The sequence below is a fragment of the Nocardioides kongjuensis genome (assembly GCF_013409625.1).
GTDB lineage: Bacteria > Actinomycetota > Actinomycetes > Propionibacteriales > Nocardioidaceae > Nocardioides > Nocardioides kongjuensis.
In genome coordinates, this window is record NZ_JACCBF010000001.1 from 5,187,967 (window position 1) to 5,201,773 (window position 13,807).

Genomic DNA, 13,807 nt, shown 5'->3' on the forward strand with positions numbered 1-13,807 from the left:
TTTCGCGTCGCCCCACCGTCCCGAGTAGTCTTCTGCGGTTGCCTCGGCGAGGGAGCTCCCGCTTCTGTGACTCCGTGATCGACTGGGCCGGTCCGTCTTCATGACGCCGCGCGCCCCGCCGGTCACCGGGTGAGGGAAGCGCGGCGTTTCTCGTCTCCGAGCGCAGCCGCCCATCAGCACTGACGATCAGGAGATCCCCATGAGCAGCGAGAAGATCCAGGCCGAGGTCCGCACCGAGTTCGGCAAGGGTGCCGCCCGCCGCATCCGTCGCGACAACAAGATCCCCGCTGTCGTCTACGGCCACGGCAACGAGCCGGTCCACCTGACCCTCCCGGGCCACGACACGATGATGGCGATCAAGCACGGCGGCGCGAACGCCGTCCTCGAGCTCGAGTTCGACGGCCAGTCGCAGCTCGCCCTCACCAAGCAGGTCCAGGTCGACCCGGTCCGCCGCGTCCTCGAGCACGTCGACTTCGTCGCCGTGAAGCGTGGCGAGAAGGTCACCGTCGACGTCCCCGTGCACGTCGTGGGCGACGCTGCCGCCGAGACCCTCGTCGTCACCGAGAACGCGACCATCCAGGTCGAGGCCGAGGCCACCCACATCCCCGAGCAGTTCGAGGTCAGCATCGAGGGCGCCGAGGCCGGCACCCAGATCCTCGCCAGCCAGGTCGAGCTGCCCAAGGGCGTCACCCTGCTGACCGAGGCCGACACCCTCGTCGTCAACGTGACCGCCGCGCAGACCGCCGAGCAGGCCGAGGCCGCGCTCGAGGAGGCCGAGGCCGAGGCCGGTATCGAGAAGGACGAGCCCGCCGCCGAGGCTGCTGAGGCCGGCGACAGCGAGTGATCACCAGCCGGCTCAGGTGGTTCCTGGGCCGACTGATCTCCCCGGCGCGGACGCTCGCGCCGGGGAGCACTGCCGCACCCGACGAGGAGACCTTCGTGGCTGACGCGAACAGCGCCGACGTCTGGCTCGTCGTCGGGCTCGGCAACCCCGGCCCGTCGTACGCCGGGCACCGGCACAACATCGGCTACCTGGTGGTCGACGAGCTCGCCCGCCGGATGGGCAGCGGCTTCCGCGCCCACAAGAGCGGCCGCGCCGACGTGGTCGAGGGCCGGCTCGGCGCCCCGGGTGCCGCCAGCCCCCGCGTGGTGCTGGCCAAGTCCCGCTCGTACATGAACGAGTCGGGCGGCCCGGTCAAGGCGCTCGCCACCTTCTACAAGGTGCCCGCCGACCGGGTCATCGCGATCCACGACGAGCTCGACATCGACTTCGGCACGCTGCGCATCAAGAAGGGCGGCGGCGACAACGGCCACAACGGCCTCAAGTCGATGCGCTCCTCGCTGGGCACCGGCGACTTCTACCGGGTCCGGGCCGGCATCGGCCGCCCGCCGGGTCGCCAGGAGGTCGCCGACTTCGTGCTCTCCAACTACGGCACCGTGGAGCGCAAGGAGCTGCCGTTCCAGATCGACTCGGCCGCCGACGCCGTCGAGTCGCTCATCGCCGACGGGCTCGAGAAGACCCAGTCCCGGTTCAACAGCTGAGCTGCCGCGCGGCATCAACGGGACAGGACGCCGCGGGTCGACGACGGGCCACTACGCTGGCCGCGTGACTTTCGAGCCCGGAACCCCCGCCCCCGAGGTCGTCGCCGACGACCACCGCCTCGCTGCCTGGCTGGCCGAGGAGGCCGGCCGCCGCCTGCTGGAGGTGCGCACCGAGGGCCTGGAGGGCAAGGAGCTCAAGGACGCCGGAGACCGCGCGGCGCACGTGCTGCTGATGGACCTGCTGGCGACCTACCGCCCCGACGACGCGGTCCTCTCCGAGGAGGCGCTGGAGAGCGCGGCCGACAAGGACGCCCGGCTGACCGCCGCCAAGGTCTGGATCGTCGACCCGCTCGACGGCACCCGCGAGTTCTCCGAGCCGCCGCGCGACGACTGGGCCGTGCACGTCGCCCTCTGGCAGGACGGCCGGCTGGTCGCCGGCGCCGTCGCGCAGCCCGCCCTGGGCGAGACCTTCAACACCGGCACCCCGCCGGTCGTCCCGGCCCGCACCTCGCAGCGCCCGCGCATCGCCGTCTCCCGCACCCGCCCGCCGGCCTTCGTCGAGGCGCTCGCCAAGGAGCTGGACGCCGAGCTGGTCCCGATGGGCTCGGCCGGCGTGAAGATGATGTCGGTCGTGCGCGACGTCGCCGATGCCTACGTGCACGCGGGCGGCCAGTACGAGTGGGACTCGGCCGCGCCGGTCGCGGTCGCACGCGCCGCGGGCCTGTTCACCTCGCGCGTGGACGGCAGCGAGCTGGTCTACAACCAGGCCGACGTCTACCTGCCCGACGTGATCGTGTGCCGTCCCGAGCTGTCCGAGCAGATCCTCGCCTTCATCAAGGCGAACGGCACCGACTGACGCCACGGCATGGCTGAGGAAGGCACCGAGGAGCGCACGCCGCGGATCGACTGGCCCGCGACGTTCGCCGGCGCGGGCGCGGCCGTCACGGTCGCCGTCCTGCTGTCCACCCTCGGCGCCGCCGGGACCCTGATCGGCGCGGCCCTCGGCAGCGTGATCGCGACGGTCAGCACCGCGCTGTACAAGCAGGGCATCGAGTCCAGCCGCCGGCGCGTGGCCGAGGTGCAGGCTGCGGCGCTGCAGCGCGAGGCGGCCCGGGCGCACCGTCACGTCGAGGCGTCCGAGGTCACCCGGGTCACCGAGGCTGCCGGGGCCGCCGAGGCCGGGGACGACGACGCGGTCGCCCCGCTCGCCGCCGGCGGTCGTTGGACGGCGCTGCCGTGGAAGCGGCTCGCGATGCTCGCCGCCATCGTCTTCGTCCTGACGCTGGTGGTGATCAGCGCCGTCGAGCTGATCGCCGGCAGGAGTGTCTCCACGATCACCGGCGGGACCGACGGCAAGGACCGGACCTCGATCGGCGGGGTGTTCGGCGACGGCGGCGGCAAGGGCACCGACAAGCACCAGCAGCAGGAGCTGCCGGCCGAGGAGACCCCGACGCCGACGCCCAGCCCGACGGAGTCCGACACCGCCACGGTCCTGCCCACCGAGCCGACCGGTCCTGCGACCCCGACCGAGGTCCCGACCGATACCGCGACGCCGACCGAGACGCTCGCGCCGACCCCGGCGCCCTCCGCGACGCCCAGTCCCTCGGCGACGGTCACTCCCTGACGCGAAACCCGGTTGCCCGGGCGTGCGGTCCCGGCAAGGGTGGGTGCGTGACGTCGTACATCTCGCACACCACCGTCGACTGCGCCAACGCCTACGAGCTCTCGGAGTGGTGGAAGCCGGTCCTCGGCTACACCGACCTGCCCGGCGACCCGAACCTGCCGGGCCACGAGGAGTGCATGATCATCGACCCCGACACCGGTCACCAGGTGCTGTTCATCGAGGTCCCCGACCGCAAGGTCGGCAAGAACCGCGTGCACTTCGACCTGCGCCCGCGCACCGGCAGCCGGGACGAGGAGATCGAGCGGCTGCTGGCGTACGGCGCCGTGCAGGTCGCCGACCACCGCGGCATCCACGGCCCCGGCAGCGGCTGGGTCACCTTCGCCGACCCGGAGGGCAACGAGTTCTGCGTGGTCCGCTCGCAGGGCGAGCTCGCGGGCTCCTGAGAGCCCTCAGAAGACGTTGAGCGGCCGGAACTGCACGGAGATCCGCGGTCCGGCCGAGGCCACCTTGGGTACGGCGTGCTCCCAGGTGCGCTGGCACGAGCCGCCCATGACGACCAGGTCGCCGTGGCCCATCTCGACCGCGAACGCCTCGTCGCGGCGCTCGGGGTCGCGCGGGCGCAGGTGCAGTCGGCGCGGGTCGCCGACCGAGACGATCGCGACCATGGTGTCGTCGGTGGAGCCGCGCCCGATCGTGTCGCCGTGCCAGGCGACGCTGTCGCGCCCGTCGCGGTAGTAGCAGCAGCCGGCGGTCCGGAACGGCTCACCCAGCTCGGCGGCGTAGCGCTGCGTCAGTCGCTCCCGTGCGTCCGTGAGCGCCGGATGGGGCAGCTCGTCGCCGATCATGTAGGTGAACACGAGGCGCGGGACGTCGACCACCCGGTCGTACATCGCCCGCCGCTCCGCGCGCCACGGCACGTCGCGGACCAGTGTCGCGAACACCTCGTCGGCGTCGGGCAGCCAGTCGCGCGCGACGTCGACCCAGGCGCCCGCGCTCAGCACGCGACGCTCGGTGGTGACCTCGCTCGCCGAGGCGTCGAACAGGCTGGTCTGGAAGTCCACCGTCATGGACCGAGGATACCTCCGGGTCGAACAGGTGTTCGCATGGCACGCTCGGCAAAATTCCGTCGGTTCCCGGGACGGTGCCCGCCGCGCGTACCTACTGTCGACCTCCGGCGGGACAGCACCAGGGGGGTCGATGAGCCGCTCGCTCAAGCACGTGACGATCCGTGAGTACGTCCGTGAGCTCGTCGCCGGCAGCGCGCCGGGAACGGCGGCTCCGTCCGAGCGCGACCTGGTCGACCGGTTCGGCGTCGCCCGGATGACGGTGCGCCAGGCGCTGGACGCGCTGGTCGGCGAGGGAGTGCTGGAACGCGTGCCCGGGCGGGGCACGTTCGTCGCCGCGCCCCGTCGTGCGGCGACCGGCGTCCTCGGCTTCACCGAGGAGATGGCCCGCCGCGGCATGGTCGCCGAGACCCACACCCTGGTCGCCGAACGGATCCCCGCGGGCGACGCGCTCGCGACCGCGCTCCAGGTCGCCCCCGGCTCGCTCCTGGTGCGCTGGCGGCGCTTGCGGATGGCCGACGGCCGAGCGGTCTGCCTGTCCGACACCTACCTCGTCGAGCGGCGGGTGCCCGGTCTGGTCGACGCGCTGCCGAGCAGCCTGTACGACGACCTCGGCGACCGCGGCCTGCGACCGACCTGGTCGGAGGACGTGCTGGCGGCGTGCGCGGCCGGCGCGGAGGAGGCTGCGCTGCTCGAGGTGCGCAGCGGTGCCCCGGTGCTGCGCCACGACCGCCGGGCGTGTGCCGAGGAGGTCGTGGTCGAGGTCACGCGCACGCTCTACCGCGGCGACCAGCACACGGTCAGCCTGCTGCTGCGGGGCTGATCAGGAGAGCTCGCCGAGCGGCGCGACCTCGACCCCGGACTCCTCGCAGACCCAGGTGGGGTCCGGACCCCCGAGGTCGGGCTCGATGTGCAGCGCGTGCAGCGGGCCGCCGTCGCAGCGCGTGCACAGCGGCCACAGGCCCTCCCGTGCGTGCCGGCCGAACCGGTCGGCGAGTCCGTCCTGCACGTCCTGGGCCACCAGGCCGGCGATGAACGGCGCCCCCTCGGGCCACTGCTCCAGCCACCAGCGGCGCTCGGAGCAGGCGTCCTCGAGCAAAGTCACGGAGTCCGGCGTACCGAGGGCACGGGCCTGCAGGTCGGCCAGCACCTGCGCTCGGGCACGGAAGATCACGCTGTCGTCCACAGGTCCATTGTGCGCGGGTTTGGTGACGGGGCCGCCCGGGGCATGGCAGCCGGCACCGCTCCCGACCCGCGGGAGCCACCGAGAGGGGACCGCCATGACCCTGTCCGCCGTGTGGGGCGACCTGGACCGGCTCGACGACGAGATGGCCGAGCTCGCGGGGCAGGTCGCCGAGCTGACGTCGTACGCCCGGCGGTGGGTGTGCCAGCGGGCCGGCTTCGAGCCCAGCCCCCTGTGCCTGCTGCGTCCGCTGGCCGAGCTGATGGACCTGCTCGCCGACGGGTTCGGCGACCTGCGTGCCCTGGCTCTCGACGACTGGGCCGACCTGCGGCACGGCGTCGCGTCGACCCGCCTGGACCTGCGAGCGGTCGACGACGACGCGGTCGCCCTGATGCCGGTGGTGGCCCGATGACCGTCGAGCCGCTGCTCCTCCCGGAGCCCGGGCCCGGACCCGAGCGGCTGCGCCACGACGCGGAGCTCCGGGCGCTGGACCGCACCTTCGACCGCATCCGCGACACGGTCAACACGGGCATCGACGTCCTCAACGACCTCGGGTGCGGGCTGCGCCGCCTGCCCGAGGAGAGCCTTCAGGAGCTGGTCGTGCTGCCGCTGACCGGCGACTACCGGCGGATCCGGCAGAACTCCGCCGCGATCGGTCACCTCGACGCTGCGCTGGCCCGCTACGCCGCCTCCACCGCCCGGATGGCGCTCGCGGTCGGGCCCGGCTGGGAGGGTGACGCCGCGGCGTCGTACCTGCTCCGGCTGGGGCGGCACGCCGCCGCCGCTCGCGGCGCGGGCGAGCTGCTGGCCGGGGCGGTCCCGGCCCTCGAGGAGGTCGCCCGGTTCGCCGAGCGGCTGGCCGTCGAGGTCGAGGAGCTCGTCGTCGAGCTCGTCGACAAGGGCACCCGGCTGATGACGCGGCTGCTCGCCCGGGTCGCCGGTCCGGCCGGCTGGGCCGTCCTCGGAGCCGAGGTCGCGGTGCACGGCCTCGACGCCGTCACCGACCTGGTCGACGACGCCCGCCGGCTGGTCGCCATCGTCGACCGGCTCCTCGCGATGAAGGTGGAGGTGGTCGATCAGGTCGACGAGCACCTCGACCGGCTGGCCGCGCTGCGGCGGGTCGCCGACGTCGTGCGGGAGGAGCTAGGCCGGTAGCCCGGCGAGCTCGCGTGCGACGTTGGCCCGCGCGGTCTTCTCCCACTCGCTGCGGCCGTGCGCGGTGCGGAACAGCGCCGGGGTGTCGGTCAGCGCCCGCAGCACCTCGGCCCGGCCGGCGGCGAACACGTCGTCGTCGAGGTGGGCGTACTCCGATCGCACCGCGGCGACGTACTCGTCGTAGCGCTCCTGCGCGGCCGCGAGGATGGACAGGTCTGCGTCCGAGAGCGCGCACCCGTTGGCGTCGTCGGCCTCCGGCCGGTGGTGCTCGGTGAGCCGGACCAGCCGGGCCACCTCGGCGACGGTCGCCTCGTCGGCGTGGGCGGGCAGCGCGTCCTCGGCCCAGGCGGCGGAGCGTTCCTCGGCGTCGCGCTCGCCGTCGTAGACCGCGTCGTGGAACCACGCGGCGAGCAGCACCGGCGTGCGGTCGTACGCCACCCCTGCGGCGGCGAGCTCGTCGAGCCGCTGCAGCACCTCGGCGAGGTGGCGGGTGCCGTGGTGGCCGCGGCTCGGGTCGCCGTAGGCCGCCAGCAGCTCGTCGCGCAGGGCATCGGCGCCGGTCAACGGCCAGGGCAGGTCGGTCACGTCGGGATGGTCGTCCTCCATCCCGGTATTCAAACCGACCGCCCCGGCCGCTGTCACCGGCACCCCCGCATCAGGGACGTCGTCCAGCGCTCAGTCGCCCTTCACGTTCACGATCTGGCGCAGCACGTGCCGGACCTCGACGAGGTCGGCGGCGTCGGCCATCACCCGGTCGATGTCCTTGTACGCCGCCGGGATCTCGTCGATGAACGCGTCGGTGTCGCGGTACTCGATGCCCGCCATCGCCTCCCGCAGCTGCTCACGGGTGAAGGTCCGGCGGGCCTTCGACCGGGAGTACTCCCGGCCCGCGCCGTGCGGCGCGGAGTTGAGTGCGACCGGGTTGCCGAGGCCGCTGACGACGTACGACGCCGTCCCCATCGACCCCGGGATCAGGCCGGGTCGACCCCGCTCCGCGTTGATCGCGCCCTTCCGCGACAGCCACACGTCCTTGCCGAAGTGGCGCTCCTGCTCGGTGTAGTTGTGGTGGCAGTTGATCTCCTCGACCCGCTCGAGCTCGTCGGCCGAGCCGAGGCCGACCCACTCCGCGAACTGCCGGACCACCCGGTCCATCATCTCCTCGCGGTTGAGCAGGGCGTAGCGCTGTGCCCACCGCATCTCGCGGATGTAGGCCCAGAACTCGTCGGTGCCCTCGGCGAGGTAGGCGAGGTCCTTGTCGGGCAGGTCGATCCACCACTTCGCGCACAGGTCGCGGGCGACCCCGATGTGCTTCTGCGCGATCTTGTTGCCGACGCCGCGCGACCCGGAGTGCAGGAACAGCCAGACGCGCTGCTCCTCGTCGACGGTCACCTCGATGAAGTGGTTGCCCGACCCGAGCGTGCCCAGCTGGAGGTCCCACTGCCTGGCGTAGCGCCCGGGCTCGAAGCCCGCCTGCTCGGCCAGCGCGGTGAGCTCGGCGAGCCGGCGCTCGGTGTGCTCCCTGCTGATCGTGCGGTTGGCGGCGCCGGCCGAGAGCGGGACCGCCCGCTCGATGGCCTCCCGCAGGGGTCGCCGGTCGGCGGGCAGCTGGTCGGTGGTGAGCCGGGTGCGCACGGCGATCATGCCGCAGCCGATGTCGACGCCGACCGCGGCCGGGATGATCGCACCGAGGGTCGGGATGACCGAGCCCACCGTCGCGCCCAGGCCCAGGTGGGCGTCGGGCATCAGCGCGAGGTGCGGGTGGATGAACGGCATGCGTGCCGTCGTCACCGCCTGGTCGCGCGTGCCCTGCTCGAGGATCGAAGCCCAGCTGAGGAGCTTCGGGGTGATCTTGTCCATCGTGGTGTCCTGCGTCGTGGCCCTTCTCGTGTCGTCGGTCCGCGGGGTGCGGACCGGCGTACGACGCTAGGTGCCCGGAAATGCGTTGCACACGTCATTTCCGCAGCGGTAGCCGCATCCAGACGCTGTCCGGTCCGCCGAGCTCGTCGGCGCTGCGATGGGTCTCGGTGAACCCGTGGCGCTCGTAGAACGCGCGCGCCCGGTCGTTTCCGGCCATGTGCGCGAGCCGGATCTCGCCGGCTCCCGCGCCCGGGCCGGTCACGACCGCGTCGAGGAGGGCGGCGCCGGCGCCGGTGCCCTGCGCCTCGGGCACGACGTACAGCTTCCAGAGGTCGACGACGTCGCCGTCGATCGAGTACGTCGCCACGCCGGTCACCTGCCCTCCGGACTCGGACACGAGCACCCGGCCGGCGGTGATCGCTCGCGCGGTGCCCTCGGGCGACCACCACTCGGCGAGGCCGCGGCGGACGTACTCCTCGCCGGCGATCGGGGTGTAGGTGGCCGGCCAGGTCGCGTGACCGACCGCCACCACGGCGTCCACGTCCGCAGGCGTGGCCGGGCGGACGTGGACGCTCATCGGTGCCTCAGACGACCGGGACGTTCGCCAGCGCCTCGGTCAGCGCCTCGTCCGACAGCGGGTCGTCCTCGAGCCTGCCGCTGAGGAAGCTCTCGTAGGCGCCGAGCTCGAGCAGGCCGTGCCCGGACAGCCCGACCACGATCACCGGGGAGGTGCCGGCCTCGGTCGCGGCGAGCGCCTCGCGGCGTACCTGCGCCAGGGCGTGCGAGGACTCGGGCGCCGGGACGATGCCCTGGGTGCGGGCGAACTCGACGGCAGCCTCGAAGCACTCGCTCTGGTGCAGGGCGGCGGCGTCGATCAGGCCCTCGTTGACGGCGTGCGAGACGAGCGGCGCCATGCCGTGGTAGCGCAGGCCGCCGGCGTGGATGGGCGACGGGACGAAGTCGTGCCCGAGCGTGTGCATCTTCATCAGCGGCGTGAGGCCGGCGGTGTCACCGAAGTCGTAGCGGTACTCGCCGCGGGTCAGCGTCGGGCACGAGCTCGGCTCGACCGCGAGGATCCGCGGTGCCTGGTTGCCGGCGAGCTTCTCGCGCAGGAACGGGAACGCGAGACCGGCGAAGTTCGAGCCACCGCCGGCGCAGCCGACGACCAGGTCGGCCCCGGTCTCGCCGGCCTTGGCCAGCTGGAGCAGCGCCTCCTCGCCGATGACCGTCTGGTGCAGCAGCACGTGGTTGAGCACCGAGCCCAGCGCGTACTTGGCCTCCGGGTCCTGCGCCGCGACCTCGACCGCCTCGGAGATCGCGATGCCGAGCGAGCCCGGGTGCTCCTCGGGGAACGCCTTGCCCGACTCCGTCAGCCGGCTCGGCGAGCGGTGCACCTTGCCGCCGAACACCTCGATCAGGGTGCGGCGCTGCGGCTTGGTGTCGTACGACGCCCCGACCTGCCACACCTCGCAGCTCACGCCGAACAGCGCGCTGGCGTAGGACAGCGCCGTGCCCCACTGCCCGGCGCCGGTCTCCGTCGTCAGGCGGGTGATGCCGTTGATCTTGTTGTAGTAGACCTGCGGCACGGCCGTGTTGACCTTGTGCGAGCCGGCCGGCGAGACGCCCTCGTACTTGTAGTAGATCCGGGCGCTGGTGCCGAGCTTCTGCTCCCAGCGGCGGGCGCGGTAGAGCGGGCTGGGCCGGTACTGCCGGTAGACGTCGAGCACGGGCTCCGGGATGTCGACGTACCGCTCGGCGGTGACCTCCTGCGCGATCAGCTCCGGCGGGAACAGCGGCGCCAGGTCGTCCGGCCCGACCGGCTCGTGGGTCCCCGGGTGCAGGGGCGGCGGGGGAGGCGTCGGCAGGTCGGCGACGATGTTGTACCAGCGGGTCGGCTGCTCCTCCGGCTCGAGGGTGTACATCACCTGGTCGTCGCTCATGGGGGCGTCCTCTCGGTCTGCGGTTGTCGGTCCTGGCTGGTTCGGATCGTAGGGCAGGATGTCGTCCGTGAGTGCTGACGACGCCCGGGCCGAGCTCCACCGACTCCGGTCGAGCATCGACAACCTCGACGCCGCCCTCGTGCACCTGCTGGCCGAGCGGTTCAAGTGCACCGAGGCGGTCGGTCGCCTCAAGGCGCGCGCCGCGATGCCGCCGGCCGATCCCGCTCGCGAGGCGGTCCAGATCGCCCGGCTGCGGTCGATGGCGGAGAGCTCGGGGCTCGACCCCCACTTCGCCGAGAAGATCCTCAACGTGATCATCGCGGAGGTCATCCGCAACCACGAGCAGTTCGCCGAGGAGAACGAGGACTGACGGAGCTCCTCAGGCGCTCGCCGGCTCGCGCGCGCCGAGGTGGGCCAGGAGCAGCGCGGCGACCTGGTCCGGTGCCTCGTACGGCGCCAGGTGTCCGACACCCGGCAGCACCTCCAGCCGGCCGGCCGGTACGGCGTCCGCGAGCCCGGCCAGCACCGCCGGAGGTGTCGCGAGGTCGTCGGCGCCGGCGACCGCGAGCAGCGGGACGCCCACCTCGGCGAGCCGTGGGCGCACGTCGAAGCCGGCCAGCGCCTCGCAGACGCGGGCGTAGCTCTCGGGGTCGACCGCGGCCAGGTCGGTCGCCGCAGCCGCGCGGCGTGGGTCGTCGTCGGCGAGCGCGGAGCCGAACCAGCGTGCGGGGGAGGAGGCGACCATCGGCGTCATCCCCTCGGCGCGGACCAGCGCGGCCCGCTCCGGCCACGTGGACCAGGTGCCGAAGGCGGCCTCGCTGCACAGCACGGCCAGCGAGCTGACCCGCTCGGGGTCGTCGAGCGCGAGCTGGAGCCCCACGGCACCGCCGACCGAGTCGCCCGCGTACGCGAACGGGACGTCGCGACCGGCCGTCTCGGACACCGCTGCCAGCACGGCCGCCGCGAGCCCCTCGGCGGAGAAGCCGGGAGTCAGCCGGTCGACCGCCGGGCTCGCGCCGTGGCCGGGCAGGTCCCAGCCGAGCACGTTCCACCCGGGGAGCCGGGAGGCCACCGGACCCCAGAGCCGGTCGACCGTCGTACCGAGGGAGGGCCCGACGACCAGCAACGGCCGGGCCGGCCTGCCGGACAGGTGACGCACCGCGATCGAGGGCAGCATCAGATCGCCGACGGGTGCTCGGTCAGCGCGGTGACCTCGATGCTCATGTAGGGGAACAGCGGCAGGTTCGACAAGATCTCGTGCAGGCGCGCGTTCGAGTCGACGTCGAAGATGCTGATGTTGGAGTACAGCCCGACGATGCGCCAGATGTGCGCCCACTCGCCGCTGCGCTGCAGCTCCTGGGAGTACGCCCTCTCCCGCGCGACCGTGTCCTCCCTCTCTGCAGGGTCGAGGTCGCGCGGGATCGAGACGTCCATCCGGACACAGAAGAGCATCAGCGGACCGGGTCGAGCACGAAGCCGTAGTCGACGGTGACCGAGCCGTCGGGCTGCGGCTTCGGGTCCAGCAGCAGCTCGGGCTTGACGGCCGAGGCGATGTCGTCGTCGTTGTGCTCGTCGCCGGGGAAGTAGAGCTGGGCGGTGAGCAGCTCGTGGCCGGGCGCCGACACCTTCACGTGCAGGTGCGCCGGACGCCAGGCGTGCCAGCCGGCGGCGGCGATCAGCTTGCCGCAGGAGCCGTCGGTGGGGATCTGGTACGGCGCCGGCTGGATCGTGTGGATCTCGAAGCCGCCCGCGGCGTCGGTGCGGAAGTTGCCGCGCAGGTTCCACTCCGGGATGCCGGGGGCGAACTGCGAGTAGAAGCCGTCGGCGTCGGCGTGCCAGAGCTCGACGAGGGCGCCCTCGAGGACGGTGCCGTCGGTGGAGGTGACCGTGCCGGTCCACACGAGCGGGGTGCCGGACTCACCCTCGCGCATGTCGATGGTGCCCGAGCTGCCGTGCTCGGGCGCGTTCGGTACGTAGTAGGGGCCCTCGATGGAGCCCTTGTTGCCCTCGCGGTGGGCCGTGTTGACGTCCTCGACGACGTGCTCGAGCCACACGTCCAGGAAGAGCGGCCACTCGCCGTCCTCGCCGACGTTGATCATCCACGCCTTCAAGGCGTTGAACTCGTCGTAGGTGACCTTCTCGTCGCGGACCGTCTGGTAGACGGCGTCGAGCACGCGGCGGGCGAGCCGGTCGACCCGCTCGGGCGGCGTGCCCGCGACGGCGGCGAAGGGCGACTTGTCGGTGTGGAAGCGCTCGGTGGCGCTGGCGCCGGAAGCGGCGGCGGTGGCGACCTCGGTGGTCATGGCGGTGTCCTCTCGGGTTGGGTGGTGCGGGTCAGGAGTCGGTGCGGTAGCGGCGCAGCTTGTCGTCGTCGATCTCGACGCCGAGTCCGGCGCCGGGACGCAGGGCGAGCTCGCCGTTCTCGATGCGGAGCGGCTCGGTGAGCAGGTCGTCGCTCATGTCGAGGAAGTTGGACAGCTCGCCGGCGTGCAGGCTGCTGCGCTGGTGGGCGGCGCCGAACGCGACGGTGCAGATCGAGCCGAGCTGGCCGTCGATCTGGTTGCCCATGACCACCTCGAGGCCCAGCCCCTCGGCGAGGTGGAGCACCCGCTGCGAGCCGGTGAACCCGGTGCGGGCGGTCTTGACCGACAAAGCGGTGGCCGAGCCGCCGAGGACCTCGCGGGTCACCTCGGCCGGCGTGGTGGCCGACTCGTCGGCGATGAACGGCACGTCGAGCTGCTGCACCAGCCAGCGCCGGCCGAGCACGTCGTCGGCGGGGTTGAGCTCCTCGGCGAAGGCCAGGTCGAGGTCGGCCATCTGTCGCATCGCCCGCGCCGACTCCGACGCGGTCCAGCCGCGGTTGCCGTCGACGTACAGCACGACGTCGGGCCCCAGCCCCTCCCGCAGTGCGCGGACGACGGCGACGTCGAGCGCGGCTGGGCGGCGCCCGACCTTGACCTTGAACGTGGTGATGCCGTGCACGTCGCGCATCCGCTCGGCCTCGTCGACCATCGCGGCCGGCCGGTCGAAGCCGAGCATGTGGGAGACCCGCATCCGGTCGGTGTAGCCGCCGAGCAGCTCGGAGACCGGCAGCCCGAGGGTGCGGCCGAGCGCGTCCCACACGGCCATGTCGATCGCGGCCTTCGCCGTCGGGTTGCCGACCGTGCGGCCCATCAGCGCGGCCATCTGCTCGCGATCGGTGAGCGCGAGGCCGACGACCTGCGGGGCGAAGATGGTCTCGATCACCGCGAGGATCCCGCGCTGCGTCTCGCCGTACGTGAACGGCCGCGGCGGCGCCTCGGCGACCCCGACCACCCCGTCGTCGGTGTGCACGCGGACCAGCACGTGGTCGGCCACGTGGACCTCGCCGCTGGCGAACTTCAGCGGCTTGACGTAGGGGATCCGGAAGGGGATCGCGTCGATCGCGGTGATCTTCATGGGA

Annotated in this window: 19 protein-coding genes; 9 read left to right on the forward strand and 10 right to left on the reverse strand. The window is 72.9% G+C overall.

Going from position 1 to position 13,807, the window contains the following annotated elements:
- The first annotated feature begins 199 nt into the window (after positions 1-199).
- From BJ958_RS24905 to BJ958_RS24925, 5 genes are all read left to right on the forward strand, one after another.
- Complete coding sequence (locus tag BJ958_RS24905) at positions 200-844, forward strand: 50S ribosomal protein L25/general stress protein Ctc (protein WP_179729469.1); 645 nt, start codon at positions 200-202, stop codon at positions 842-844.
- 95 nt (positions 845-939) lie between these two features.
- On the forward strand, positions 940-1,542 hold the full coding sequence (pth, locus tag BJ958_RS24910; protein ID WP_179729470.1) for an aminoacyl-tRNA hydrolase: 603 nt from the start codon (positions 940-942) through the stop codon (positions 1,540-1,542).
- 64 nt (positions 1,543-1,606) lie between these two features.
- Positions 1,607-2,398, forward strand: a complete 792-nt coding sequence (locus tag BJ958_RS24915) for an inositol monophosphatase family protein (protein ID WP_179729471.1) — start codon at positions 1,607-1,609, stop codon at positions 2,396-2,398.
- 9 nt (positions 2,399-2,407) lie between these two features.
- A complete protein-coding gene (locus BJ958_RS24920) occupies positions 2,408-3,166 on the forward strand; it encodes a hypothetical protein (protein ID WP_179729472.1) in 759 nt (252 codons plus the stop codon).
- A gap of 47 nt (positions 3,167-3,213) precedes the next feature.
- Positions 3,214-3,609, forward strand: a complete 396-nt coding sequence (locus BJ958_RS24925) for a VOC family protein (RefSeq protein WP_179729473.1) — start codon at positions 3,214-3,216, stop codon at positions 3,607-3,609.
- Positions 3,610-3,615: 6 nt separating this feature from the next.
- On the opposite strand, the gene BJ958_RS24930 is transcribed toward BJ958_RS24925, so the two are convergent.
- Positions 3,616-4,233 carry an alpha-ketoglutarate-dependent dioxygenase AlkB gene (locus tag BJ958_RS24930; RefSeq protein WP_179729474.1) on the reverse strand — a complete coding sequence of 206 codons (618 nt, stop codon included), beginning with the start codon at positions 4,231-4,233 and terminating at the stop codon, positions 3,616-3,618.
- A gap of 130 nt (positions 4,234-4,363) precedes the next feature.
- Here BJ958_RS24930 and BJ958_RS24935 point away from each other — a divergent pair, with 130 nt between their 5' ends.
- Positions 4,364-5,053 carry a GntR family transcriptional regulator gene (locus BJ958_RS24935; protein WP_179729475.1) on the forward strand — a complete coding sequence of 230 codons (690 nt, stop codon included), beginning with the start codon at positions 4,364-4,366 and terminating at the stop codon, positions 5,051-5,053.
- Here the strand turns inward: BJ958_RS24935 and BJ958_RS24940 are convergent, their stop codons facing one another.
- Positions 5,054-5,416 carry a hypothetical protein gene (locus tag BJ958_RS24940; protein ID WP_179729476.1) on the reverse strand — a complete coding sequence of 121 codons (363 nt, stop codon included), beginning with the start codon at positions 5,414-5,416 and terminating at the stop codon, positions 5,054-5,056.
- A 94-nt stretch (positions 5,417-5,510) separates the two neighbouring features.
- On the opposite strand from BJ958_RS24940, the gene BJ958_RS24945 reads away from it, so the two are divergent.
- Both BJ958_RS24945 and BJ958_RS24950 read left to right on the forward strand, forming a co-directional pair.
- Positions 5,511-5,825: a hypothetical protein gene (locus BJ958_RS24945; protein WP_179729477.1), complete on the forward strand. Its 315-nt coding sequence runs from the start codon at positions 5,511-5,513 to the stop codon at positions 5,823-5,825.
- Positions 5,822-6,568, forward strand: a complete 747-nt coding sequence (locus BJ958_RS24950) for a hypothetical protein (RefSeq protein ID WP_179729478.1) — start codon at positions 5,822-5,824, stop codon at positions 6,566-6,568. The genes BJ958_RS24945 and BJ958_RS24950 overlap by 4 nt, the downstream gene beginning before the upstream one ends.
- Here BJ958_RS24950 and BJ958_RS24955 read toward each other — a convergent pair.
- The 4 genes from BJ958_RS24955 to BJ958_RS24970 all read right to left on the reverse strand — a co-directional run bounded on the left by BJ958_RS24955 (position 6,557) and on the right by BJ958_RS24970 (position 10,365).
- Positions 6,557-7,174, reverse strand: coding sequence for an HD domain-containing protein (locus tag BJ958_RS24955; RefSeq protein ID WP_179729479.1), 618 nt, complete (start codon positions 7,172-7,174; stop codon positions 6,557-6,559). The two genes, BJ958_RS24950 and BJ958_RS24955, sit on opposite strands and share 12 nt — an antisense overlap.
- Before the next feature lie 69 nt (positions 7,175-7,243).
- Positions 7,244-8,425: an RtcB family protein gene (locus BJ958_RS24960; RefSeq protein WP_179729480.1), complete on the reverse strand. Its 1,182-nt coding sequence runs from the start codon at positions 8,423-8,425 to the stop codon at positions 7,244-7,246.
- A 94-nt stretch (positions 8,426-8,519) separates the two neighbouring features.
- Positions 8,520-9,002, reverse strand: coding sequence for a GNAT family N-acetyltransferase (locus BJ958_RS24965; RefSeq protein ID WP_179729481.1), 483 nt, complete (start codon positions 9,000-9,002; stop codon positions 8,520-8,522).
- A 7-nt stretch (positions 9,003-9,009) separates the two neighbouring features.
- Complete coding sequence (locus BJ958_RS24970) at positions 9,010-10,365, reverse strand: TrpB-like pyridoxal phosphate-dependent enzyme (RefSeq protein WP_179729482.1); 1,356 nt, start codon at positions 10,363-10,365, stop codon at positions 9,010-9,012.
- 67 nt (positions 10,366-10,432) lie between these two features.
- Here BJ958_RS24970 and BJ958_RS24975 point away from each other — a divergent pair, with 67 nt between their 5' ends.
- Positions 10,433-10,735: a chorismate mutase gene (locus BJ958_RS24975; protein WP_203045803.1), complete on the forward strand. Its 303-nt coding sequence runs from the start codon at positions 10,433-10,435 to the stop codon at positions 10,733-10,735.
- Positions 10,736-10,744: 9 nt separating this feature from the next.
- Here BJ958_RS24975 and BJ958_RS24980 read toward each other — a convergent pair whose 3' ends face one another.
- From BJ958_RS24980 to BJ958_RS24995, 4 genes are read right to left on the reverse strand one after another with little or no spacing between them, the layout of a single operon-like run.
- On the reverse strand, positions 10,745-11,542 hold the full coding sequence (locus tag BJ958_RS24980; RefSeq protein WP_218865965.1) for an alpha/beta fold hydrolase: 798 nt from the start codon (positions 11,540-11,542) through the stop codon (positions 10,745-10,747).
- A complete protein-coding gene (gene catC, locus BJ958_RS24985) occupies positions 11,542-11,817 on the reverse strand; it encodes a muconolactone Delta-isomerase (protein ID WP_179729484.1) in 276 nt (91 codons plus the stop codon). The genes BJ958_RS24980 and catC overlap by 1 nt, the downstream gene beginning before the upstream one ends.
- A complete protein-coding gene (catA, locus tag BJ958_RS24990) occupies positions 11,817-12,668 on the reverse strand; it encodes a catechol 1,2-dioxygenase (RefSeq protein WP_179729485.1) in 852 nt (283 codons plus the stop codon). The genes catC and catA overlap by 1 nt, the downstream gene beginning before the upstream one ends.
- A 31-nt stretch (positions 12,669-12,699) precedes the next feature.
- Positions 12,700-13,803: a mandelate racemase/muconate lactonizing enzyme family protein gene (locus tag BJ958_RS24995; protein WP_179729486.1), complete on the reverse strand. Its 1,104-nt coding sequence runs from the start codon at positions 13,801-13,803 to the stop codon at positions 12,700-12,702.
- Positions 13,804-13,807: the final 4 nt, after the last annotated feature.